General features: G+C 64.7%; 22 protein-coding genes, 1 tRNA gene and 1 pseudogene. 12 read left to right on the forward strand and 12 right to left on the reverse strand.

Annotated features, from left to right (window positions below):
- Positions 1–5: 5 nt before the first annotated feature.
- On the reverse strand, positions 6–428 hold the full coding sequence (locus IVB46_RS14445) for a RidA family protein (RefSeq protein WP_247315714.1): 423 nt from the start codon (positions 426–428) through the stop codon (positions 6–8).
- 230 nt (positions 429–658) lie between these two features.
- Between IVB46_RS14445 and IVB46_RS14450 the strand changes: the two genes are divergently transcribed.
- Entirely contained in the window at positions 659–1126 is a 468-nt protein-coding gene (locus tag IVB46_RS14450) for an NUDIX hydrolase (RefSeq protein WP_247315716.1), read from the forward strand.
- A gap of 11 nt (positions 1127–1137) precedes the next feature.
- On the opposite strand, the gene IVB46_RS14455 is transcribed toward IVB46_RS14450, so the two are convergent.
- Together IVB46_RS14455 and IVB46_RS14460 are read right to left on the reverse strand one after the other, a co-directional pair.
- Positions 1138–1380 (reverse strand): hypothetical protein, encoded by a 243-nt coding sequence (locus IVB46_RS14455; RefSeq protein ID WP_063985692.1) that lies wholly within the window; start codon positions 1378–1380, stop codon positions 1138–1140.
- Positions 1381–1394: 14 nt separating this feature from the next.
- Positions 1395–1560, reverse strand: a pseudogene (locus IVB46_RS14460) (L-2-amino-thiazoline-4-carboxylic acid hydrolase); the annotation flags it as partial.
- A gap of 164 nt (positions 1561–1724) precedes the next feature.
- Here IVB46_RS14460 and IVB46_RS14465 point away from each other — a divergent pair.
- The gene (locus IVB46_RS14465; RefSeq protein ID WP_247315719.1) at positions 1725–2204 is read left to right on the forward strand and encodes a tautomerase family protein; all 480 of its coding nucleotides are present in this window, start codon (positions 1725–1727) and stop codon (positions 2202–2204) included.
- A gap of 126 nt (positions 2205–2330) precedes the next feature.
- On the opposite strand, the gene IVB46_RS14470 is transcribed toward IVB46_RS14465, so the two are convergent.
- Both IVB46_RS14470 and IVB46_RS14475 read right to left on the reverse strand, forming a co-directional pair.
- Positions 2331–2576, reverse strand: a complete 246-nt coding sequence (locus IVB46_RS14470) for a hypothetical protein (protein ID WP_247315723.1) — start codon at positions 2574–2576, stop codon at positions 2331–2333.
- A gap of 12 nt (positions 2577–2588) precedes the next feature.
- Entirely contained in the window at positions 2589–3062 is a 474-nt protein-coding gene (locus tag IVB46_RS14475; RefSeq protein WP_208084414.1) for an L-2-amino-thiazoline-4-carboxylic acid hydrolase, read from the reverse strand.
- 472 nt (positions 3063–3534) lie between these two features.
- Between IVB46_RS14475 and IVB46_RS14480 the strand changes: the two genes are divergently transcribed.
- Both IVB46_RS14480 and IVB46_RS14485 read left to right on the forward strand, forming a co-directional pair.
- Positions 3535–4833 (forward strand): heme-binding protein, encoded by a 1299-nt coding sequence (locus IVB46_RS14480; RefSeq protein WP_247315725.1) that lies wholly within the window; start codon positions 3535–3537, stop codon positions 4831–4833.
- Positions 4834–4991: 158 nt separating this feature from the next.
- The gene (locus IVB46_RS14485) at positions 4992–5516 is read left to right on the forward strand and encodes a DUF4440 domain-containing protein (RefSeq protein ID WP_247315728.1); all 525 of its coding nucleotides are present in this window, start codon (positions 4992–4994) and stop codon (positions 5514–5516) included.
- A gap of 189 nt (positions 5517–5705) precedes the next feature.
- Here the strand turns inward: IVB46_RS14485 and IVB46_RS14490 are convergent.
- Positions 5706–5780: transfer RNA gene (locus IVB46_RS14490), tRNA-Val, on the reverse strand.
- 73 nt (positions 5781–5853) lie between these two features.
- On the reverse strand, positions 5854–6213 hold the full coding sequence (locus IVB46_RS14495) for a response regulator (RefSeq protein WP_007597092.1): 360 nt from the start codon (positions 6211–6213) through the stop codon (positions 5854–5856).
- Between the two features lie 329 nt (positions 6214–6542).
- On the opposite strand from IVB46_RS14495, the gene IVB46_RS14500 reads away from it, so the two are divergent.
- The 3 genes from IVB46_RS14500 to IVB46_RS14510 all read left to right on the forward strand — a co-directional run bounded on the left by IVB46_RS14500 (position 6543) and on the right by IVB46_RS14510 (position 9762).
- Positions 6543–7433, forward strand: coding sequence for an N-formylglutamate amidohydrolase (locus IVB46_RS14500; protein ID WP_014491809.1), 891 nt, complete (start codon positions 6543–6545; stop codon positions 7431–7433).
- A 547-nt stretch (positions 7434–7980) separates the two neighbouring features.
- Positions 7981–8763, forward strand: coding sequence for a histidinol-phosphatase (hisN, locus tag IVB46_RS14505; RefSeq protein WP_247315731.1), 783 nt, complete (start codon positions 7981–7983; stop codon positions 8761–8763).
- A gap of 33 nt (positions 8764–8796) precedes the next feature.
- Positions 8797–9762: a tripartite tricarboxylate transporter substrate binding protein gene (locus tag IVB46_RS14510; protein WP_247315734.1), complete on the forward strand. Its 966-nt coding sequence runs from the start codon at positions 8797–8799 to the stop codon at positions 9760–9762.
- Positions 9763–9966: 204 nt separating this feature from the next.
- On the opposite strand, the gene IVB46_RS14515 is transcribed toward IVB46_RS14510, so the two are convergent.
- On the reverse strand, positions 9967–10857 hold the full coding sequence (locus IVB46_RS14515; protein ID WP_247315737.1) for a LysR substrate-binding domain-containing protein: 891 nt from the start codon (positions 10855–10857) through the stop codon (positions 9967–9969).
- 92 nt (positions 10858–10949) lie between these two features.
- Here IVB46_RS14515 and IVB46_RS14520 point away from each other — a divergent pair, with 92 nt between their 5' ends.
- Positions 10950–11702, forward strand: coding sequence for a sulfite exporter TauE/SafE family protein (locus IVB46_RS14520; RefSeq protein WP_028148087.1), 753 nt, complete (start codon positions 10950–10952; stop codon positions 11700–11702).
- Positions 11703–11705: 3 nt separating this feature from the next.
- Here the strand turns inward: IVB46_RS14520 and IVB46_RS14525 are convergent, their stop codons facing one another.
- On the reverse strand, positions 11706–12116 hold the full coding sequence (locus tag IVB46_RS14525) for a GFA family protein (protein WP_247315740.1): 411 nt from the start codon (positions 12114–12116) through the stop codon (positions 11706–11708).
- A gap of 66 nt (positions 12117–12182) precedes the next feature.
- A complete protein-coding gene (locus tag IVB46_RS14530; RefSeq protein ID WP_071909427.1) occupies positions 12183–12815 on the reverse strand; it encodes a LysE family translocator in 633 nt (210 codons plus the stop codon).
- A 213-nt stretch (positions 12816–13028) separates the two neighbouring features.
- Between IVB46_RS14530 and IVB46_RS14535 the strand changes: the two genes are divergently transcribed.
- The gene (locus IVB46_RS14535; RefSeq protein WP_247315742.1) at positions 13029–14825 is read left to right on the forward strand and encodes a tetratricopeptide repeat protein; all 1797 of its coding nucleotides are present in this window, start codon (positions 13029–13031) and stop codon (positions 14823–14825) included.
- Between the two features lie 190 nt (positions 14826–15015).
- Positions 15016–17826, forward strand: a complete 2811-nt coding sequence (locus tag IVB46_RS14540; protein ID WP_247315745.1) for a di-heme-cytochrome C peroxidase — start codon at positions 15016–15018, stop codon at positions 17824–17826.
- A 34-nt stretch (positions 17827–17860) separates the two neighbouring features.
- Here IVB46_RS14540 and IVB46_RS14545 read toward each other — a convergent pair whose 3' ends face one another.
- The gene (locus IVB46_RS14545; RefSeq protein WP_247315748.1) at positions 17861–18808 is read right to left on the reverse strand and encodes an alpha/beta hydrolase; all 948 of its coding nucleotides are present in this window, start codon (positions 18806–18808) and stop codon (positions 17861–17863) included.
- A gap of 207 nt (positions 18809–19015) precedes the next feature.
- On the opposite strand from IVB46_RS14545, the gene IVB46_RS14550 reads away from it, so the two are divergent.
- Together IVB46_RS14550 and IVB46_RS14555 are read left to right on the forward strand one after the other, a co-directional pair.
- A complete protein-coding gene (locus tag IVB46_RS14550; RefSeq protein WP_063985698.1) occupies positions 19016–19477 on the forward strand; it encodes an Hsp20 family protein in 462 nt (153 codons plus the stop codon).
- A 153-nt stretch (positions 19478–19630) separates the two neighbouring features.
- Positions 19631–20401, forward strand: coding sequence for an alpha/beta hydrolase (locus tag IVB46_RS14555; RefSeq protein ID WP_247315749.1), 771 nt, complete (start codon positions 19631–19633; stop codon positions 20399–20401).
- A gap of 106 nt (positions 20402–20507) precedes the next feature.
- Here the strand turns inward: IVB46_RS14555 and IVB46_RS14560 are convergent, their stop codons facing one another.
- The gene (locus IVB46_RS14560; protein ID WP_247315751.1) at positions 20508–21281 is read right to left on the reverse strand and encodes a hypothetical protein; all 774 of its coding nucleotides are present in this window, start codon (positions 21279–21281) and stop codon (positions 20508–20510) included.
- Positions 21282–21289 lie beyond the last annotated feature (8 nt).

Here is a 21289-nt window from a genome sequence, read left to right on the forward strand (position 1 = left end):
GCTTCTTACGACCGAACAGCGGCAATCATACTCAGCTCGACGGGAGCGCCCCGCGGCAACTCGGCGACGCCGACAGACGTGCGCGTGTGACGACCGCGATCGCCCAAGCGCTCGATCAGCCGGTCGGAGGCCCCGTTCATGACTTGCGACTGCTGCGTAAATCCAGGCGCTGAAGCAATGTATCCAACGAGCTGCAGGACCTGGACGATCCTGTCCTCTCCGCCTGTTGCGTGGTTGATGGCCGAAATGCAGAGATCGACGCAGAGAGCAGCCGCCTCCTGCGCGGCCGCGATATCGACATTCGCGCCGACCTTGCCCGCATACAGCAGGTCCTCACCGCGACGCGGCAGCTGACCACTGACATACGCAATTCCACCATGGATGATCACCGGCAAATAGTTGCCGCCGGGCTTGTTCACGCTGTTCATCTCGAAAACTGCCTTCTCGTCACGTCCGGCGAAGCGACACGTTTCGCCGAACGCCGCAAATTGTATCTCACCAGGCTCGTCGCCCTAATGGAGGATCGGACAATGGCAGGCGGAGAGTCACGGATCAAGGCTGCAAAGCATTTGCATGCCGAAGGCAGTGCGCATCCGGGCCAACAAGGTCTCGCCACCGCGCATTGCGCAGCGGCGGCGGGCACGATAACGATGCCCCCATGTCCACATGGCGGCCCCACCCTCACATCCGCGTCGTCGCGCTCGGCCTGCACTGGCGGGACGGGCGCCTGCTGGCGGCCGAGGTGCGTGACGATGCGGGGCGGATCAAGGGCGTGCGCCCGCTCGGCGGCGAGATCGAGTTTGGCGAGAGCTGGCGGACTGCGCTGGTGCGCGAATTCAACGAAGAGCTCGGCATCGACATCACGATCATCGGCGAGCCGCTGGTGATGGAGAACATTTTTGTGCACGAGGGATCGACCGGGCATGAGGTGATGTTCATCGCGGAGATCGCGCTTCCAGACGGCGCGTTCAGCGGCCAGGACCGCATCGATTTCCGCGAGGATAACGGGGAAGAGATCGTCGCACGCTGGTTCGATCTTGCGGAGCTCGACGTCGAGGGCGGGCCGAGCCTTTATCCGAACGGGTTGAAGGATGTACTGCTCCGACGGAAGCGCCAGTCCGCCTGACGGGCGCCTGGCTACCAAACCTCCGCGCCGGGGATCTTCTTGCGCACCGCCATGCGCTGGATCCAGATGCAGCGACGGACGGATCTGTTGGAGCGGCCGACGGCGGATATCCCCTCGCCGGCCTGAAGCAGCGGCGCGATGTTCGCGCGCAGCGCCCGGCAGCGCTGGAGCTCGGCCTGCCAGTCGATCACCGCTGCATCCGCGCATGACGCCATCAGCGCCAGCACAGCCATTGCAAGACAGGTCGCCCGCATCGTTCGCATTCCTTTCACTGTGATCCCCCCACGTCGCGCCGGTAGCGGAAGTCGCAATGGCTCGCGCGCCTTGCATGATGGTCTGCGCCCGCGTCAGCTTGACGTCGGGGCCGGACCCTTCCGCAGTCGCGAAGTCGGAAGTGCAGACAAAGGAGAAAAGCCGAGCTCCGGCTCGCCCAGCTGTGGCGGCCCCAACAAGGCTGAGCCAACGCAGACGTGATTCAGCGGTTACCGCGGATCGCCAGATCCTGAAGAGCCGACGGCGCAGTCAGTGATATTATCCCCATCATACCAAATGCTGCGCGGGCTTCCCTAAGAACCAGCCAACGTCAAGGAGAACTCGAGTGCCGTTGTGGAAAGTCTATCACCCCGTCGGGGCCTACTCGGCTCATGACAAGAAGGAATTCGCAGAGAAGGTCACTGCAATGTATGCGAGGATTCCCATCCCGAAATTCTACGCCGTGATGATCTTCGAGGAAGTCGCCGCAGGTTCGGTCTATGTCGGCGGAGCTTCGCACGAGAAATTCGTCCGCTTCAAGATCGACCACATGGCGAGGACGATGCCCGGCCCCGTCATCAGGGAATGGTGGGTGAAAGCAGTCGACAAGTTGATCGCGCCCTACGTCAAGGACCGGGGATACGACTGGGAGGTCACCATCGACGAGCTACCGGCCGACCTTTGGTCGATTCAGGGGCAAATTCCGCCGCCATTCGAATCCCACGCCGAAAAAAGATGGGTCAAGGAGAACCAGCCGAGTTCGTATGACCTCCAGGAAAAGCTGCCGGTCGGAGCCCTGTTCAAGCCGGGCGTGTCCGCCGGCTGAGGCGACGCCCGCAGGACTGTCGATCGACGCAAGACGCCGCTCCGCAGGGCGGACCGAGCCTCTATCCGACAGGACTGAAGGACCTGCTGCTCCGGCAGAAGAGCCAGTCCACCTGACGGGCGCCTGCTACCACGCCTCCGCGCCGGGGATTTTCCTGCGCACCGCCATGCGCTGGATCCAGATGCAGCGACGGACGGATCTGTTGGAGCGGCCGACGGCGGATATTCCCTCGCCGGCCTGAAGCAGCGGCGCCACGTTCTGCCGCAGTACGCGGCAGCGCTGGAGCTCGGCCTGCCAGTCGATGATCGCCGCATCGGCGCGTGATGCCGTCAGCGCCAGCGCAGCGATGGCAAGGCAGCTTGCCCGCATCATTTTGCATTCCCTTCACTGTGATCTCCCGGCGTCGCGCCGGTAGCGAAAATCGCAATGGCTGGCGCCCTGCATGATCGTCTGCGTGCGCGTGAGCCTGACGTCGGGACCAAACCCTTCCGCGGTCGCGAAATCGGCGGTGCAGACCAGGAGGAAGCCGAGCTCCGGTTCGCCCAGCGCCTTGTAGAACTCGGCATAGGCGCATCGCGTCACGTCGAACGCGAAGGTGTCCGCCGTCTGCTCGACGACGTCATAGGCGAGCGCGTCGTCGCGGGCATAGGTCTTGAACGCCGACGATACAGCGTTGCCGAGATCGGTCTCGTTCTTCGTTTTCCAGAACTCCTCACCGAAGCCGCGATAGAGATCGCCGAGCGCCTTGCGCACCAGCGCGTTGGCGCGCGCCTCGCCGAGCTCGGCCTGCAATGCCTTGACCAGAGGCACCAGCACCTGCGCCTGGATCTTTGCTTGCTCGATGACGGAAACGCTCATGGGCAGCCTCGCTCGTCTCTCGTTGCTGCGACTCTTTGGCCCTGTGACCTGGCACACATTTGCGACCATCTTAAGGTTGTATGATGGTCCATCATAACCGAAGCCGGCCAGGCGCCCGACATCCATTTTGATGATCTCATTTTCGAGCACGGAGAAGGAAGCAATGCTTCACTCAGTTCGCAGGGCTCGGCTATTTCCCGACCGCACATTTGCCCGAACCACAAGTTGAAAATCACGATCGATTCACGCAGATCCGTTCAGTATCCGGCCCGGCCGACAACGTAGGGCCGATCGATGTTCGTAGTCGGCACGCGCGCATGAGCGCGCGTGAACGATGTTGTCATGCCTGGCGTCGGGCAGATCACGAGACGCGATCGGGATCACGAGGCGCAATAGCGCAGGACTCACCTGCCCGGACAGCCGGCCCGGGGAAATGCCGGCATCGACAGCTGCAGCATCGCGAGGGATCACCATGGACGAGCCCAAACCACTCACCAGTGCATTCACCAAGACAGCGAATTTCTCCATCCACGAGGTCGACGAGGTGTTCAGGGACGCCGCGCAGCCCGCCGCTGGTGCCGCCGCCCGAGCTGCGCGTCCGCCGGTCACCTTGCCGCCCATCCTCGGTCCGCTGTCGGCCTTCACGGGCACCTTCACCGGACAGGGGTTCAACACGATCTTCCGGCCCGACAGCAAGATCACGCCGACGCCGATGCCGGGGCCGATCAGCACCACCGACCCCGACGACAACGTGCTGGAGCTGAATCTCACCGACGAGACGATGTCGTTCTCGAACAATCTCGGCTCGATTCCCAATCGCGGCTCGCTGCAGCAGGCGGATGCATTCCTCAACGGCGTGCCGTACCTCCAGACCATCAACGACATCACCACGGGAACGCCCGTGGGCATTCACTTCGAACCCGGCATCTGGCTGGCGGTGCCGGCCACCACCATTCCGCACGAGCCGTTCACCGTCGCGCGCATGGCGTCGATCCCGCACGGCACGACGATCGTCGCGCAAGGCACCGCGCTGCCTCCGGTCGCCGGCAAACCGACCATCGCAGCGATCGACATCACCCCGTTCATCGGCGGCAATCCGGGCAACAAGATCACATTCCAGAACCAGACCGCGACCAACAAGACGACCCGCAGGCTACCTCAGGATCTGACCGCACTGATGGCTTCCGGCAAGCTCACCCAGGCGATGATCACCGACCCGAACACGGTGCTGCGCGATCAGATCGCGCATCAGACCATCACGCAGACCATCGTCATCGAGACATCCACGAAGCCCGGCACGCCGCTGTCCGGCGGCCCCTTGCCGGCCATCCCCTCGCCCGGCCCGCATCCGCAGGCGCCGAGCTTTGCCGGCGGCGCCGCGAACATCGCGTTCCTTCAGGGCTTGCCCGCTCCGACGCCGGGCGGCAATGGCTCGAACGCCAACGCCTTCCAGATGGACGCGGTGTTCTGGATCGAGACGGTGGTTTACGACATCGACGTGCCGGCCCTGCCGCCGGGAACGCCGCCGGTGATCCTGCAACCGCGCCAGAGGAGCAACGTGCCGCTGGTTCCGAGCTTCGTCGCCGCGATCCCGTTCGTGCCCAACAAGGGCTTCAAGGGCGGCCACGTCAGGGTGGCGACGACGCAGATCCAGTATTCACAGAAGGTCATGCTGGATTTCGCCGGGCTGACCTGGCCGCACGTCTCGGTCGCATCGCTGGTGCCGGCCGCACCCGTGCCGATCCCGGATCATCTGTTGCCGCTGACGTGAGGCGAGTGGCGGTGTGACGACGATGCGCCACGTCCGCGGCATCGGACGTGGCTGAACCAACGCATCCGTGATGCAACGGTGACCTCCGCTCGCGCGATCCTGAAAAGCCGGCGCGGCGATCAATGGTATGATCATCGTCATTCAAAAGAGAGATGATCATGCCCCCTTCCAAGATGTCCCGCGGCTCCATCAGGTTACGGCCATTTGCACGGCGCCGTCATGTTGCGGCGATTGCCGCAGCGCTGTTTCTCGCGGCGACCGCCTGGTCAGCCGGGCCGGCGCTGGCCGCGGCAGATGATGCCGAGGCGCGAACCATCTTCGAAAAATTCATTGCCGCGCAGAATGCGCACAACGCGGACGATGTGAAGGCCATGCTGTGGAATTCGCCCGGCACGCTGTTGTTTGCGAGAGGCATCGAAACCAGAGGCCGTGATGCGGTCGCGGACCGCTTCAAGGGCTACTACGAGGGCACCTGGCACCTCGAACCCGACATGTCGAAATTCCACGTCGCCGTGATCTCGAACGAGGTCATGCAGGTCCTCGTTCCCATCGTCTTCACGCGCGGCCTTCCCGGCAAGCCACCCCAACAGAATACGTTTCTGATCAGCCAGACCTACGTGCGGGATGCGAACGGCTGGTCTGTCGCCTCCGTCCTGCCGGTCGCGAACACGGAACTGAAATAGCTGCGATCGGGTATCGTCAGGGCGTTGCTCGATGCAGCACCGGATTGCGCTTCGCTCCATCCGGGCTACACGCACGCTTCGCAATCGCGGATTGTTTGGGCTTGCCTGGCCGAAGCTCTCAGCTGCAGCCCGCCTGCGCCCTTTGGGCTTCGGCGTCGCATCCTTCTCTCGGCTATCGCGAGCGAAGGATGGTGGGCGCGACAGGGATCGAACCTGTGACCCCTACCATGTCAAGGTAGTGCTCTCCCGCTGAGCTACGCGCCCTAGATCTCTCTAGATCGGGTCGGGTCCCTATAACGGCTCAGGGGAGCCGGTGCAAGGACCGAAGGGGGCCGATTTAGGCCGCCAGCATCTTGTTCACTTCGCTGACCAATTCGCGCAGATGCACGGGCTTGGACAGCACCTTGGCGTTCTTGGGGGCGTCCGAATCCGAGTTCAGGGCGACCGCGGCGAAGCCGGTGATGAACATGATCTTGATGTCGGGGTCGAGTTCCGAGGCCCGGCGGGCGAGCTCGATGCCGTCCATCTCCGGCATCACGATGTCGGTCAGCAGCATCTCGAACGGCTCTTCCCGGAGCCGCTGATAGGCGGCCATGCCGTTGTCATGGGACGAGACCTGAAAACCAGCGTTTTCCAGCGCCTTGACCAGGAAACGGCGCATGTCGTTGTCGTCTTCGGCGAGCAGGATTTTGGGCATGGCAGGAAACGTCAAATCCCCAGAGGATATCAGCAGAGGTTACTAAGCCCGACAGAGGGTAAATTTGGGGTGAAAATCTTTACCCTGGGCTGGCTGCGCTGCCGGTCCCTTGTGAACCCGAATGCGGCGCGAATCAATCGAGCCGCGCCGGCGCATCCCCGCTTCCCTGCCCACACGGTTAAGACATGTTCCAGCGCCGATCACATCTTTTCGCTTGGCAGAATGGTTGCGATTCCAGACAATGACGACACATAAGAGCCGCTCCACCGGCCGAATCAATTCGATCCGAGACCCGGATCCCGCGGCGCGAAGGGACGAAGCCTGAGAAGATGACCCGGTTTGACGGCGACGTGTCGCCCGCCTTCGAGATCGTGGAGCCCGCGCAATGGCGCGCGCCTGTCATCTTCAACTCGCCCCATTCCGGCTCGACCTATCCGGACGAATTCCTCAGCGCCTCCAGGATCGACCTGACGACGCTGCGGCGGTCCGAAGATTCCTTCATGGACGAGCTGATCGGCCATTTGAGCGAGCGCGGCTTTCCGACCGTGCGGGTCAACTTTCCCCGCTCCTATGTCGACGTCAATCGCGAGCCCTATGAGCTCGATCCCCGCATGTTCACCGGACGGCTGCCGAGCTTTGCCAATACCCGCTCGATGCGGGTCGCCGGCGGGTTAGGCACCATCCCGCGCGTGGTCGGCGACGGCCAGGAGATCTACCGCGAACGCATCCTGGTCGACGATGCGCTGGCGCGGATCGAGACGCTCTACAAGCCCTATCATCGCGCGCTGCGCCGGCTGATCAACAAGGTGCACCAGATGTTTGGCACCGTGGTGCTGGTCGATTGCCACTCGATGCCCTCGGTCGGCGTCAGCAGGGACGAGCCGCGGCGGCCCGACATCGTGATCGGCGACCGCTACGGCACGAGCTGCACACCGCTGCTTCCGGACAGGGTCGAGGAGACCATGGGCGGGCTCGGCTATTCGATCGGCCGCAACAAGCCCTATGCCGGCGGCTTCATCACCGAGCATTACGGCAACCCCGCGAGCGGCCTGCATGCGGTGCAGCTCGAGCTCAACCGCGCGATCTACATGGACGAGCGGCGGCGCGAGCGCAGTCCGCGCTTTGCGCAAGTGGCAAGCGACTTCGGTGTGCTCGCCGACGTGCTGGCGACGACGATCCCGTTCGGCGATCTCGGCCCGTTCCAGGCCGCGGCGGAATAATAGCGAGCCGTCGCCGCGCGATCGCGTCGCCGATCAAGCATCAGATCAAGCTGCCAGCGTATCGTGCGTCGAATCTTCGCTTCGCGTTTTCGCGCGCTCGAAGTGAAGATCGAGGCTCAAAGAAAAAAGGGCCGCTTCTGATGAAGAAGCGGCCCAAGTCTAGGGAGGAAACGCCCAAGGAGGGCAGCGGTAACGCAGAGCGCTACCGCACCGCAACAATATGCGGCCGCGACGCACAAAGTGCAAGGGCTTTTGAGCCGTTTCCCATGCAATATGCACATGGCTCAATTGCTTATGGCGAAACCCAGATTCAGTTTCTTTGATAAGGAAATTCAATGGGTTGATAACCGTTTGCATACGAACGAGGCATACTCGGAACTAAGTTTTCAACTCTATGATCGATATTTGGCCAGCATATGACTGGGATGGGGCAGCCGGTTGCGGCATCCAAAATACCAGGGAGCAAACCAACTCAGCGCTGCACGCGAGAAGCGAATTGAGCTAGGCAGGAGCGAGCTTCACCCGACTTTCGTTTTGAGGATGCGCCGTGACGGTGATCGACTTCTCAGCCTTCATCGGACGGCTCGCCACCGCCTCCGGCGAAACCATCCTGCCGTTCTTCCGCACCTCGCTGTCAATCGACGACAAGAGCAAGACCAAGGATTTCGACCCCGTGACGGAGGCCGACCGCGCCGCGGAGGCGGTGATGCGCCGGCTGATCAAGGCGAGCTTCCCCCAGCACGGCATCGTCGGCGAGGAATTCGGCAATGAGCGCGAGGACGCCGATTATGTCTGGGTGCTCGACCCCATCGACGGCACGAAATCCTTCATCGGCGGCTTTCCGATCTGGGGCACGCTGATCGCGCTGCTGCACAAGGGCGCGCCGGTGTACGGCATGATGCACCAGCCCTTCATCGGCGAGCGCTTCTCCGGCGACAACGGCTCCGCCACCTATAAAGGCCCGTCCGGCGAGCGCCGGCTCCAGGTCCGTCGCTGCGCCTCGCTGTCGGAAGCAACGAGCTACACCACCAGCCCGCTGCTGATGAACGAACGCGACCGCGCCATTTTCAGCCGCATCGAACAGGGCGCGCGGCTGTCGCGCTATGGCGGCGACTGCTACTCCTATTGCATGCTGGCGGCCGGTCACGTCGATCTCGTGGTCGAGACCGAGCTGAAGCCTTACGACATCGCAGCCCTGATCCCGATCGTCACCGGCGCCGGCGGCGTCGTCACCACCTGGGAAGGCAAGCCGGCCCAGGGCGGCGGCCGCATCGTCGCGGCCGGCGACGCTAGAGTTCACGAAGAAGCACTGAAACTGCTCAACGGATAAGCGCCCCAAGGAGCGTGCATGAAAAGAGCCTGCATGAACAACTGGCCTAAGCTCCTCCTCGCATTCCTGCTCCTGTTTCCCGCCCTCGCCTCCGCGCAGAATTTCCCCGCAAAACCGATCAAGCTGATCGTGCCGTTCCCGGCCGGCGGGCCCAACGACATCATCGCGCGGGTGATCGGCCAGCGCATGTCGGAGCTATCGGGCCAGCCGGTGCTGATCGACAATCGCGGCGGCCAGGGCGGCGTGCTCGGCACCGACGCGGTCTCCAAGGCCGCCCCCGACGGCTACACCATCGCCATCTCCTCAGCCGGCGCGCTCGCGATCAGCCCGAGCATGGAGCGGGTCGCCTACGACACCGCGAGCGACCTCACACCGGTGACGCTGGTTGCGACCTTGCCGGAAATGCTGGTGGTTGCCACCAACGTGCCCGCAAAGGACATCGGCGAGCTGATCGCGCTCGCCAGGGCGCAGCCCGGAAAGCTCAATTTCGCCTCCTCCGGCCCCGGCAGCCTGCCGCACCTCGCCGGCGAACTGTTCAAGCTGACGGCCAGGATCGACATCGTGCACGTGCCCTATCGCGGCGCAGCTCCCGCGGTGAACGATCTCCTGGGCCAGCAGGTGCAGATGACCTTCCTGGATCTTCCGGTGCTGCTGCCGCAGGTCAAGGCGGGCGCGTTGAAGCCGATCGCGGTCGGCTCGGCCGAGCGCTCCGCGACCGCGCCCGACGTGCCGACCACCGCGGAAGCGGGCTTTGCTGATCTTCGTATCGAGAACTGGTACGGCATGGTGGCGCCGAAGGGCACGCCGAAGGAGATCGTCACCGCGCTGCATGGCCTGGCGACGAAGGCCATGGCGGATCCGGCCGTAAAGGAAAAGCTCGCCGCCCAAGGCGCGACGCTGATCGGCGACGAGCCGGAGCATTTTCGCAGCTTCATCGCGGACGAGACGAAGAAGTGGGCGAAGGTGATCAAGGACGCCGGAGTCGAGACGGCGAAGTAGCGCGCGGTAGGCGAACGGCCTCACAACGCGACAGGTGCGTTCCCTCCCCCCTTGCGGGGGAGGGCCAGGGAGAGGGGTCCACACGGGGACTCCATCGATCTCTCTTCTTCGCGACAGAGACACCTTTTCCTGGGTACCCCTCTCCCCCGCCCTCCCCCGCAAGGGGGGAGGGAGCGCAGTTGTGCGCACAGCCGCAGCGTAGGCTCACATCGCCGCCGCCCGCAAATGCTCCACCAGCATCTTGGCCGGCCTTGGCAGCGCCTTGAAGCTGCGTGCGCAGATCACGAGCTTGCGGTTGGCGAAGGCATCGCGCAGGCGGACCATGGCGAGCGGCATCAGCTTGGCGCAGCGGCGGGCGGCAGATATCGGCACCAGGGCGATGCCGACGTCAGCGGCGACCATCTGACAGATCGCGTCGAAGTCGCGCAGACGCGCACGGTAATGCGGACGCATGCCGAGCCGGGCGGCGTGCTTCGAAATGTGCATCTGGAGCGCAGTGGCGCTGGTCAGCCCGACGAACTCGCAATCCCCCGTCTCCTGAAAATCGATCTGGCGACGGCCGGCGAACGGGCCGCGCCTGGACATCACCAGCGTCAGGTGGTCCTCGCTGAAGACGAAGCGCTCGATATGGTCGGGCAGCGCGTGCTCGGCGGCAAAGCCGAGATCGGCGGCACCGGCGGTGATCGCTGCCGCGATATCGGTGCTCTCGCGCTCCTCGATGTCGATGGCGACGTCGCGATGCTCGCGCAGGAAGCCCGCCAGCGCCTTCGGCAGATGCTCCGACAGCCCCGAGGTGTTGACGAGAAAATGCACGCTCGCGCGCACGCCGCTGGCAAAGCCGGCGAGATCGCCGCGCATGGCGTCGACCTGGTGCATCACGACCCGTGCATGATCGAGCAGGCTCTCGCCCGCCGCAGTCAGCTCGACACCGCGCCGCCCGCGCTTGAGCAGCGCGACGCCGAGCGCGTCCTCGAGCCCTTTTATGCGCGCGCTGGCAGAGGCCAAGGCGAGATTCGATCGCTCCGCGCCGCGCGTGATGCTGCGCTGGTCGGCTACCGCGATGAAGAGCTGGAGGTCGACGAGGTCGAAGCGCATGGCTGGATTCTCCTCAGCCTCCGCCGGGAACGAAGGCTGTCTCCGTAACCTCCAGATTGTGCCCGCGCGCGGCTTCGGTCAATGTGCAAGATATGATTGACCCGCTCCTCATCCTCATCGCCGCCGTCTTCCTGATCGCCGGATTCGTCAAGGGCGTGGTCGGGCTCGGCCTGCCGACCGTGTCCATGGGCCTGCTCGCGGTGAACATGGCGCCGAGCCGCGCGATCGCCATCGTGATCGTGCCCGCCATCGTCACCAATATCTGGCAGACCTTCGCCGGCCCCTATCTGCGCGACATCCTGAGGCGGCTGTGGCCGCTGATGATCGGCACCGTGATCGGATGCTGGCTCAATGCCGGCGCGCTGACCGGCCCGCATGCCCGTTACGGCACGATCGTGCTCGGAATCCTGCTCGTGATCTACGCGATCATCGGGCTCAGCAAATTCAAGTTCCACGTCGCGCCGCAGAACGAGAAATGGGTCGGCGGCGTGGTCGGCGTGATCACCGGCGTGATCTCGGCCTCGACAGGCGTGCAGGTGATCCCCTCGATGCCGTTCATGCAGGCGATCGGCATGGAGAAGGACGAACTGGTGCAGGCGCTCGGCGTGTTCTTCACGACGGCGACGCTGGCGCTCGCCTTCAATCTCACCGCCGGCGGATTACTGACGCCGGCGAACGCCGTGCCGGGCGCCGTGGGCATGGCCATGGCCTTTGCCGGCATGTTCGTCGGCCAGTCGGTGCGGGCGCGGATGCCGGCGGAAGCGTTTCGCCGCTGGTTCCTGATCGCGATGATCCTGCTCGGCGTTTATCTCGCGGGCAGCGCGCTGCTGAAGGAGTTCGCCTGAGGCCTACGATTTGGGTTCGTATCCCGGCACCCATTTTTCGTGCTGGGGCAGATCGTCCTGGATCGTCCACCACGGTGCGCGCGACGAGGTGAAGACGTGGAGGCGGGGCCTGACATCGGGATCGTCATCGAGCAGGCCGGCGGGAATGCTGACGGTCGGCAGATAACTCGCCTTGCCCGGCGTCAGGCAGCCGCAGGTCTTGCAGCGATGGCGGAAGCTCCCCGGTGCGGATTCGTAAGCCACCGTCATGTCCTCGCCGGCAACAAAGCGAAACTTGTCGGCATCGACATGGGCGTAGGTGGCGAAGGCGGCACCGGTCAGCTTGCGGCAATTGGCGCAATGGCAATGCGTCAGCGCACGCACCTGATCGATCTCGAAACGCACGACGCCGCATAGGCAGCTTCCACCAACCATCGAAACCTCCCCGCGCGGCCTCTATCGGGCCGACTGCATGCCGGACCAGTCATCCGTTCGAATGAGTTATCGCGTCTCCAGCATGGCGACGCGGATGCCGAGATAGATGAAGAGGCCGCCGAGCGCGCGGTTGACCCAGGCGATCGCGCCCTCAGACTTGCGCAGCCGGTGGGCCGCCCTTGCCGCGAACGCCGCCAGCACGAGGCACCACAACGTTCCCGTAAAGATGAAGATCAGCCCGAGCGTCAGGAAGGCGAGCGGCTTGTGCGGGGAATCGGCTGCGACGAATTGCGGCAGGAAGGCCAGGAAGAACAGCGCGACCTTGGGATTGAGCGCGTTGGTGAAGACGCCCTGGAGGAAGACCCGCCGCAGCGGGCTCCGCTCCGGCTCGTCGATGGCTGCGGCCAGCGCCGGGCGCGACCACAGCATCTGAAGTCCTGTCACGACGAGATAGGCCGCGCCGACCAGCTTCAGGATCGAGAAGGCGGTCGATGAGGCCATCAGCAGCGCCGAAAGGCCGATTGCCGCGCCCGCAACGTGGAAAAAGCAGCCAAAACTGATACCGAGCGCGGCCGCGGCGCCGCCCCGCCAGCCCATCTGCATGCTGCGGCCGATCACGTAGACCGAGTCCGGGCCGGGCGTGATGTTGAGCAATATGCCCGACAGGATGAAGAGCCAGATCTCGTGAATGCCCAGCATGTGAGGTGCCCCCGTCAGCCTTGAAAGGCGGGCTTATTCGGTTCGGCCGCCGCCGTCCACCGCCAGGATTGCGGAGAATTTACCTCAAATTTGCAATGCGGATCATGCTTTCGCCCGGCCTTATCTGCTCTATAAAGGCAGGTTCTTGGAAGTGCGGGATTCGAGGCGACTGCCACGCGGGGGCCGGTCATCGATCCCTTGGAGCTCCGGATTATGGAAAGACGTCTGGCCGCCATCGTCTGCGCCGATGTCGCCGGCTATTCGCGCATGATGGGCAGCGACGAGGCCGGCACCCATGCCGCCTTCAAGGCCCATCGCAGCGCGATCCATCCCATCATCCTCAACCATGGCGGCCGCGTCGTCAAAAACACCGGCGACGGCTTCCTGCTGGAGTTCCCGAGCATCGTCGGCGCCGCCGAGGCGGCGATCGCGATGCAGACGCTGATGGCGGAGCGCAACCATCACCTGCCGGCCGAGCGCGCCATGCAGTTTCGCCTCGGCATCCACATGGGCGACGTCATCGCCGACGAGGACGAGGTATTCGGTGACGACGTCAACATTGCCGTCCGCCTCGAAGCGGTGGCGAGCCCCGGCGGCTTCGCCATCTCGGCCAAGGCCTACCGGGAGGCGAGCAAGCACCTGACCGCGCTGCTGGTCGATGCCGGCAACCATCGCTTCAAGAACATCAAGGACCCGATCGGGGTCTGGACCTGGATGCCCGAGGGTGCGCCAGCGCTCGCGCCCGAGCTCCGGGAGGCGTCGGTGCTGTCGCAGCAGTACCGCACAGCGATCGTCGGCGTGCTGCCCTTCGCCAATCTCAGCGACGCCCAGGACGAATATTTCTCCGACGGCCTCACCGAGGATCTGATCCACGCGCTGTCGCTGCAATCCTTCTATCGCGTGCTGAGCCGCAACTCGACCTTCGCGTTCAAGGGCAAGAACACTAGCACCCGCCTGATCGCGCGCGAGATCGATGCCACCTATCTGATCCAGGGCTCGGTGCGGCGCGCCGGAGCCAAGATCCGCGTCACCGCCGAGCTGGTCGCGCCGGAGACCGGCGAGCAGCTCTGGACCGGCCGCTACGACCGCGACATCGGCGAACTGTTCGCGATGCAGGACGAGATCACCACCAATCTGTCCGCCGCCATCGCCACCGAGATCGTCCGGGCGGAGGCCTCGGCGCCGGCGCGGCTCTCCACCGACGTGACCGCCTGGGACCGCTTCCTCAAGGGGCTGTCGCACTACTACCGGCAGACCAAGGAGGACCTGGCCACCGCCGTCGACCTGTTCCGCGAAGCCATCAGCCTCGACCCCAAACTGTCGATCGCGCACGCCTATCTCGCCACGATCCAGATCCAGAGCATCCAGTTCGGGTGGGTCAAGGGCACGCGCGAGATGTGGGCCGAGGCGATGGCCCTCGCCGAGACCAGCGTCCGGCTCGATCCGCGCTCCTCCTTCGCCTTCTCGATCCTGTCCTGGGCGCATGCCATGGAGGCGCATTACGAGGCCGCGATGGACGCCGCCAAGCGCGCGGTTGCGCTCAACCCCTACGACAACGGCGCACGCGGCGTGCTCGGCATCTGCCATTTCGTCATCGGCGAGCACCGCGAGGCGATCGAGCTGTTTTCGATGGCCGCGCAGCGCGACAATAGCGACCCGCGCTACCAATGGGCCGCGCTGAACGCCTTCAGCCATTATCTGCTGGGGCAATACGACGCGACCCTGTCCTGGGCGCGCGAGCAGCTCTACATCAACCCAAACCACATGCAGGCGCTGGCGATCCGTGCCGCGGCGCTGGCACAGTTGGGCCGGGACGATGAAGCGGGCGAGGCCGTCGGCGTGCTGATGCGCAACTACCCGACGCTGAATGTTGATCGTCACTTGCGCAATTTCCACTGGAAGCGGCCCGAGGACCTCGCCCATTACCGCGAGGGGCTTCTGAACGCGGGCGTGCCGCTCAGCAAGCTGACCTTGGTGCAAAGCGACGTCAAACGCGCGGCCGAGTCCTGACAGGCGGGCCTTCTCGGTCCCGCCCCCGTCCCCTCGCAACCTCGGGCCGGCTTTTATTGACAGGACCGTGAATTCAGCCACACTTCTTTACACGCTGAAGTAGTATAAGTTGCTGTCGGTTTGTTAGGACTTTCCGCGCTCTATCGGCGCGTCTTCATTTCACGATTCGCTGTTTTCAGGATTTTGGGCCATGAACGACCCCGCCTCGAAGCCTCCCTTCGATCCCTCGATCCAGGTCTCGCCAGACAATCCCTGCCCCTTCCTGCGCGGCCTGGTCGGCGAAGGCTTCGTCGACGGCGGGACCGTCCCGATCGGCAAGCTATCGCAGACGATCGCGAATGCGAGCGGCGACAAGGGGCTGATGAAGACGGTGGCCCGCGTCGAGACCCGCGGCATCGCGCTGATCGCCAACGGCTTCGGTCACATCCTGAAGAGCATCTTTTCGGGCGCACAGCTCGATGCGCTGCGCGGCGGCCCCCTGGACAAGCGCGGCGCCGGTTCGCGCATCCTCGGCGTCGACGGCAAGGTCAATGAGGATCAGATCGCCCGCCTGGCCAGCTTCGGCAGGGACTATACCGATCCGAACGGCGGCGGCACCGAGCCCGGCATCAACGCGTCGGAAATACAAACTTACATGCGCGACAACCTCAAGCGCGCCGGGAGCACTGCGCGCTGGTACTATCGGATCTTGATGCAGTTCGAATGGCCCATCCTGCTGAAGATCATGGGCAAGGGCGAAGGCGAGAACCGCTACCTCGGCATCGCCGACGTGCGTACGCTGTTCAACGAGCGCAAATTCCCTGAGAGGATCACGCAGCGGGTCGTCAGCCAGCCGGTCAAACCGCCCTCGCTCATATTGCGCGTTGCCGGCGGGTTAGTCGCCGCGCTGCTCGTCTTTGGCGTCGTGGCGCTGCGCTTTCCCGATCAATTCCAGCCGATGCTGCCCGGCATCCTCGGTGACCTCGTGGCGCCGCCATTGCCGAAGCTTGTCGAACCCCGGGCCGCGTACTGGCTCGAGCAAAACTGGGCGCTGGAGGACCGGCACTGGTTTCATCACGCCAGCCAGGGCACCGCGACCTTCCCGGTGCCCTACAGCTGGTTCATGGCGCTCGAGCAGCCGCGGCTTCATTTCTTCGCAAAGCCCGGGATGCTGCATGACAGCGACCATCTGCAGCGCTTCGGCTTCATCCCGAGCCCGCAGACGATCAACACCGACGACGCCACGCTGCGCCGGTTCGGCTATGCCAACGTCTACGACAAGACGAAGCCCGTGCCGGCGCGGCTTTGGGATCCGCCGGTTAACTGGGGCACCCAGGCCGAAAACGTCGACGGCCTGCCCGTCGGCTTTGCACGCATGACCGGCGTACCCGATCCTGCGACCGGCCAGGTTGGCGAGGACCGGATCGGCCTGACCTGCGCCGCCTGCCACACCGGCCAGATTCACTACAAAGGCATCGACATCCGTTTCGACGGCGGCCCGGCGATGACCGATCTGAGGAAGCTCGAGGTCACGACGGGTCTGTCGATCGCCTACACGCTCCTCGTGCCGGGTCGCTTTACGCGCTTCGCCGACCGTGTGCTCGGCCCCTCCGCCAGCGATGCGGATCGCGATGCGCTGAAGCAGAAGCTGCGCACGATCAGCACGTTCCTGATCGACTGGGAGAAGACCTACGCGAAAACCATCGACGGCAAGACGAGGTTCAACGAGAAGACGAAGCGGGAAGAGAAGCAGCAGGACACCGAGGAAGGATACGGCCGTCTCGACGCGCTCAACCGCATCGGCAATCAGGTCTTCGCCCAGGACATGACGCTCAGCGGCCTCAGCGGCTTCGAAAAGAATCTGCATGCCAAGGACGCGCCGGTCAGCTTCCCGCCGATCTGGACCGTGCCCTGGCTCAAATTCGCGCAATATGACGCGTCCATCGAACAACCGCTGATCCGCAACGCCGGCGAGGCGCTGGGCGTGACGGCGCTGCTCAATCTGTCCGACAATAGCCCCAAGGACACGCTGTTCCGCTCGTCGATGGATATCAAGAATCTGAACTTGATCGAGGATCTGCTGAAGGGGGCGGCGCCCTATCCGAAAAAGCAGCTCTCCGGACTGACATCGCCGAAATGGCCGTCGGACATCTTCGGCGACAATGCCTGGAAGATCGATGGCGAGCGCGTCAAGAACGGCCGCAAGCTCTACGCGCAGATCTGCGTCGAATGCCATCTCGGGCCGGTCAACGATCCCGTGTTCGACACCGAGTTTCCGGACCAGAGCATCTGGTCCTCGTCGCGCTGGGAGACCATCGGCAAAGACAAATTCCTGAACGAGGTCCAGAAGAGCGTCAAAGGCATGGGGACCGATCCCGCTCAGGCGAGCGTGCTGCAGACGCGGACGGTTCAGGTCCCGGGCTTTCTCGAGCTCGATCCCACGCAGAAGCTCAATGCCTGGTGGAGCTGCAATCTGCCGGCTATCTCCTCGACCGACATGCCGTACTCGGTCGGGCTGATGGTGCTCGTCGACATCGTCAGCCGCAAAGCGATGGACGATGCGAAGATCGACCCGAAGGTTCAGCAGGCCTGGTGGGGTGAGCGCAAGAACTGCCCGAATCCCGGTCCGCAGCCGGCCGAGGCGAAGGAGCCGCCGCCCTGGTATCGCGCGCGCCCGCTCAACGGCGTCTGGGCCACCGCGCCTTACCTGCACAACGGATCGGTGCCCTCGCTCTACTGGATGCTGAGCCCCGCGGCCGAGCGCCCCAAATCGTTCTGCATGGGTGGTGGTCGCGACTACGATCCGAAGCAGGTCGGCTTCGCGGTCGTCGACGGCGAGAGCTGCAAGACCGGCCAGTCGCACTTCTCGACGCGAGCGCCTGATGGCACCGAGACCTTCGGCAACAGCAATGCCGGTCACTCGTTCGATGGCACGCCCGGCCCCGGCAAGGACGGCACCATCGGCCGCGTGCTCAAGGAGCAAGAGCGCTACGACCTGATCGAGTATCTGAAGACGCTGTAAGCTGGTCTTCTTACCTCGCACCGCCGCTGCTTCCTCACTTGAACAGCGGCGTGCCCGGCACGAAGGCGTCGAAGGCGGCCCAGAACTGGGAGCGGTAGCGGTCCTGCTCCTGGAGGATCTCGTGCTTGGCACCGGCGATCACGAGATGGGAGCCAGCGCGCAAATGATAGGCGAACTCCTCGATCGCCGCGGTCGAGACCACGGTGTCGCTGGAGGCCGCCAGCATCAGGATCGGCTGGCGGATCTGGGACGGGTAGTTCTTGCCCTTGAAGGTGTTCATGGCGCGGAAGGCGGTATCGGCCCAGGCGACCGTTGGTGACGCGAGCCCGAGCGTCGGATCCTCCTCCAGGATCGCGGCATTGCGCGCATAGCGCACGGGATCGCTGGTCAGCGGATTGTTGATGAAGGGATTGAGCCCGGTGATGTGGTCGCTGCCGCCGGGGACATAGCGACCGCCCATCCCCATCAGGCGCATCGTCTTCAGCAGCGCCCGCGCCGGAAACGAGGTGGCGCGGCCGGGCAGGTCGATCATCGGCGCCGACAGCACCATGCGGTCGAACCAGCGCTTGCCCGCGTGCGCCACCCGCAGCATCACCGTGCCGCCCATGGAATGGGCGAGCGCGAAGAACGGCGGCGGGCAATCCGGCAGCACCACCTGCTGCACGAAGGTCTCGACGTCGATCTCGAAATCGGAGAAGTCGCGCACATAGCCCTTGCGCGGATCGCGCAGGCGGCGCGAGGAGTGGCCCTGCCCGCGCCAGTCGATCATCGCCACCGCGAAGCCGCGGTCGCGCAGGTCGCGCACGGTCTCGAAATATTTCTCGATCTGCTCGCTGCGTCCGGTGAAGACGCAGACCGTGCCCTTGCGGTTCGCCGGCGGCGCCCAGCGCGCAAAGCGCAGCTCGGCGCCATCGGGCGTCTTGATGGTACCGCTGACGACGTCTTCGGGAACGGGATTGGACGGAATCGAGATCAGCGTCATTGGGCGAGAAATGCTGCAAATCAAGGGGCTGGAGCGCCGAAAAGGCGCAACTTGCCGCCCTCTTGAACGCCGTTCCCCTGAACCCATATCACCATGGTGCAGGCCGCTACCAGTGTTTCGGAACCGGAACATCAGGCTGCACACAGACTAAAGCCCGGCCCGATTGGCGGGCGGGTTGCCAACAGTCGCTCAATGGAGGACTAGACCATGCGTACCTACGACCTGACTCCGTTTTACCGTTCCACCGTCGGCTTCGACCGCCTCTTCAGCCTGCTCGACCAGGCCGGTTCGGACGGCAGCCCCGGTTATCCCCCCTACAACATCGAGCGTACCGGCGAGAACACCTACCGCATCACGGTTGCGGTGTCCGGCTTCGCCAAGGACGAGCTCTCCCTCGTCGCGAAGGAAAACACGCTGACGATCAAGGGCGAGAAAGTCGCCAACGAGAACTCGAAGTCCGAAGTGCTCTACCGCGGCATCGCCGCGCGTGCCTTCGAGCGCGCCTTCCAGCTTGCCGACTTCGTGCAGGTGAAGGACGCCTCGCTCGAGAACGGGCTGCTTCACGTCGACCTCGTGCGCGAGATTCCCGAAGCCAAGAAGCCGCGCCAGATCGCCATCAACGCGGGCGCGCCGAAGGCGCAGGTGATCGAGAGCTCGGTCGCCGCCTAAGCACGCCGACAGCCGCCAAGTTGCGAAAACGCCCCGGTGCCCCGGGGCGTTTTTTCGTTTTGCATTGCATCACAGAACGGTGAGGACACGTAACGCCGCGACCACGCGCTCCGTCCTTTGGGCATCGCAGCAAAAACACTACGGAGCACGATCATGTCACTTTGGCGCAGCCTTTTCGTCGCAGCGAGCCTGCTGGCGGCCCCCATCGGCCTTGCTCACGCGCAGACGCCGCAGACGGTGAAGGCGAAGAACGTCGTGCTGGTGCACGGCGCCTGGGCCGACGGATCGAGCTGGTCGGAGGTGATCCCGATCCTCCAGGCCGCGGGCCTGCACGTCACTGCCGTGCAAAATCCGCTGTCGTCGCTTGCGGACTCCGTCGAGGCGACCAAGCGTGCGCTGGCCGAACAGGATGGTCCGACCGTGCTGGTCGCGCATTCCTGGGGCGGCACCGTGATCAGCCAGGTCGGCAACGACCCCAAGGTCACCGGCCTCGTCTACGTCGCCGCACGCGCGCCCGATGCGAACGAAGACTTCGTCGCGCTGTCGAAGCAGTTTCCGGCAGGCCCGGCCCGCGCCGGCATCGTCGAGCGCGACGGCTACACAAAACTCTCGGAAGACGCCTTCCTGAAGTATTTTGCCAATGGCGTGAAGCCGGAGCAGGCCAGGGAGCTCTACGCCGTGCAATGGCCGACGGCCGCCTCGATCTTCGCCGGCCGCACCACGGAAGCTGCATGGCACACGAAGCCGAGCTGGTACGCGGTGTCGAAGAACGATGGCACCATCAATCCCGATTTCGAACGCTTCCTCGCCAAGCGCATGAACGCAACCACGATCGAGCTCGATGCCGGCCACCTCTCGCTGGTGTCGCATCCGAAGGACGTGGCGAACCTGATCCTGGAAGCCGCGGGGTATGCGCGCAGCTGAGCACGCGATCGCCGCAATGAAAAAGCGCCCGAGGTCTTCGGGCGCTTTTGTTTTGCTCAGGTCTCCGTCCGGCGCGTGGCGCGCAGTCGCGTCAAACTAGCGCGCGCTAGTCCAGCCCCTGCGCCGCCGGCATCTCCTGCGTCGGCATGATCGTCGGGGCCGGCTTGGCCTGACCGACGGTTGGCGCGGCGGTTTGAGTTGCGGCTTCAGTGGGCTTTGCCTGCACCGCAGCGGTCTGTTGTGCGGGCTGCGCCTGCGGCGCTTCTGCCTGCTGCGCAGCTGGCGCGGCCGGCTTGGCGGCGGCGACAGGCGCCTCGCCGCGGCGCGGGGCGGCCTTCGGCAGCGGCACGGTGCGGCTGGCGACATGCGGGATCGAGGCCGGCGGACGCGGCGGGCCGCCGCGGACCATGGTCGGCGGCGGCAGCGCGCTTTGCGGACGGTAAGGTGCAACCGTCGGCACCTCATCACTGGGGGCCATGCCGAAGGCGTCAGCGGCCGGCATGAAGCGCAAAATTCGCCCGTCGCGGGCATCGATCACCAGCCGGCCGTCGTCGCCGCGGCGGTCGATCACCGCGATGGTGTAGACGCTGCCGCGCAGGCGCGGGATGCCGAGCGGCGAGAAGCCGTTGTCGCGCAGCACCGCGTAGACCTCGATCGACGGCAGCAGCGCCGGCGCCGGGCCACGCTCCTCGTAGCCATAGCCGTAGCCGTAACGCGGCGGCGGTGGCGGCGCGGCTTCCGGCGGCCCATAGGGTCCGTCGAAATCCGAGACCGCGATATAGGCGCCCCGCGCAGCGCCGTTTGCCGGAACTTGTGCCTCGGCGGCCGTTGCCACCAGCGCCAGCGTGGCAGCGGCCACACATCCTGTGAAAAACTTCATGGTCGACA

This window comes from Bradyrhizobium sp. 61, from assembly GCF_023073075.1.
In the GTDB taxonomy this organism is placed as follows: domain Bacteria; phylum Pseudomonadota; class Alphaproteobacteria; order Rhizobiales; family Xanthobacteraceae; genus Bradyrhizobium; species Bradyrhizobium barranii.

What these genes read in the sequence shown, in the direction of transcription:
- IVB46_RS14445 (WP_247315714.1), bottom strand. Translation starts at nt 428, where the DNA reads ATGAACAGCGTGAACAAGCCCGGCGGCAACTATTTGCCGGTGATCATC.
- IVB46_RS14450 (WP_247315716.1), top strand. Translation starts at nt 659, where the DNA reads ATGTCCACATGGCGGCCCCACCCTCACATCCGCGTCGTCGCGCTCGGC.
- IVB46_RS14455 (WP_063985692.1), bottom strand. Translation starts at nt 1,380, where the DNA reads ATGCGGGCGACCTGTCTTGCAATGGCTGTGCTGGCGCTGATGGCGTCA.
- IVB46_RS14470 (WP_247315723.1), bottom strand. Translation starts at nt 2,576, where the DNA reads ATGATGCGGGCAAGCTGCCTTGCCATCGCTGCGCTGGCGCTGACGGCA.
- IVB46_RS14475 (WP_208084414.1), bottom strand. Translation starts at nt 3,062, where the DNA reads ATGAGCGTTTCCGTCATCGAGCAAGCAAAGATCCAGGCGCAGGTGCTG.
- IVB46_RS14480 (WP_247315725.1), top strand. Translation starts at nt 3,535, where the DNA reads ATGGACGAGCCCAAACCACTCACCAGTGCATTCACCAAGACAGCGAAT.
- IVB46_RS14485 (WP_247315728.1), top strand. Translation starts at nt 4,992, where the DNA reads ATGCCCCCTTCCAAGATGTCCCGCGGCTCCATCAGGTTACGGCCATTT.
- IVB46_RS14495 (WP_007597092.1), bottom strand. Translation starts at nt 6,213, where the DNA reads ATGCCCAAAATCCTGCTCGCCGAAGACGACAACGACATGCGCCGTTTC.
- IVB46_RS14500 (WP_014491809.1), top strand. Translation starts at nt 6,543, where the DNA reads ATGACCCGGTTTGACGGCGACGTGTCGCCCGCCTTCGAGATCGTGGAG.
- IVB46_RS14510 (WP_247315734.1), top strand. Translation starts at nt 8,797, where the DNA reads ATGAACAACTGGCCTAAGCTCCTCCTCGCATTCCTGCTCCTGTTTCCC.
- IVB46_RS14515 (WP_247315737.1), bottom strand. Translation starts at nt 10,857, where the DNA reads ATGCGCTTCGACCTCGTCGACCTCCAGCTCTTCATCGCGGTAGCCGAC.
- IVB46_RS14520 (WP_028148087.1), top strand. Translation starts at nt 10,950, where the DNA reads ATGATTGACCCGCTCCTCATCCTCATCGCCGCCGTCTTCCTGATCGCC.
- IVB46_RS14525 (WP_247315740.1), bottom strand. Translation starts at nt 12,116, where the DNA reads ATGGTTGGTGGAAGCTGCCTATGCGGCGTCGTGCGTTTCGAGATCGAT.
- IVB46_RS14530 (WP_071909427.1), bottom strand. Translation starts at nt 12,815, where the DNA reads ATGCTGGGCATTCACGAGATCTGGCTCTTCATCCTGTCGGGCATATTG.
- IVB46_RS14535 (WP_247315742.1), top strand. Translation starts at nt 13,029, where the DNA reads ATGGAAAGACGTCTGGCCGCCATCGTCTGCGCCGATGTCGCCGGCTAT.
- IVB46_RS14540 (WP_247315745.1), top strand. Translation starts at nt 15,016, where the DNA reads ATGAACGACCCCGCCTCGAAGCCTCCCTTCGATCCCTCGATCCAGGTC.
- IVB46_RS14545 (WP_247315748.1), bottom strand. Translation starts at nt 18,808, where the DNA reads ATGACGCTGATCTCGATTCCGTCCAATCCCGTTCCCGAAGACGTCGTC.
- IVB46_RS14550 (WP_063985698.1), top strand. Translation starts at nt 19,016, where the DNA reads ATGCGTACCTACGACCTGACTCCGTTTTACCGTTCCACCGTCGGCTTC.
- IVB46_RS14555 (WP_247315749.1), top strand. Translation starts at nt 19,631, where the DNA reads ATGTCACTTTGGCGCAGCCTTTTCGTCGCAGCGAGCCTGCTGGCGGCC.
- IVB46_RS14560 (WP_247315751.1), bottom strand. Translation starts at nt 21,281, where the DNA reads ATGAAGTTTTTCACAGGATGTGTGGCCGCTGCCACGCTGGCGCTGGTG.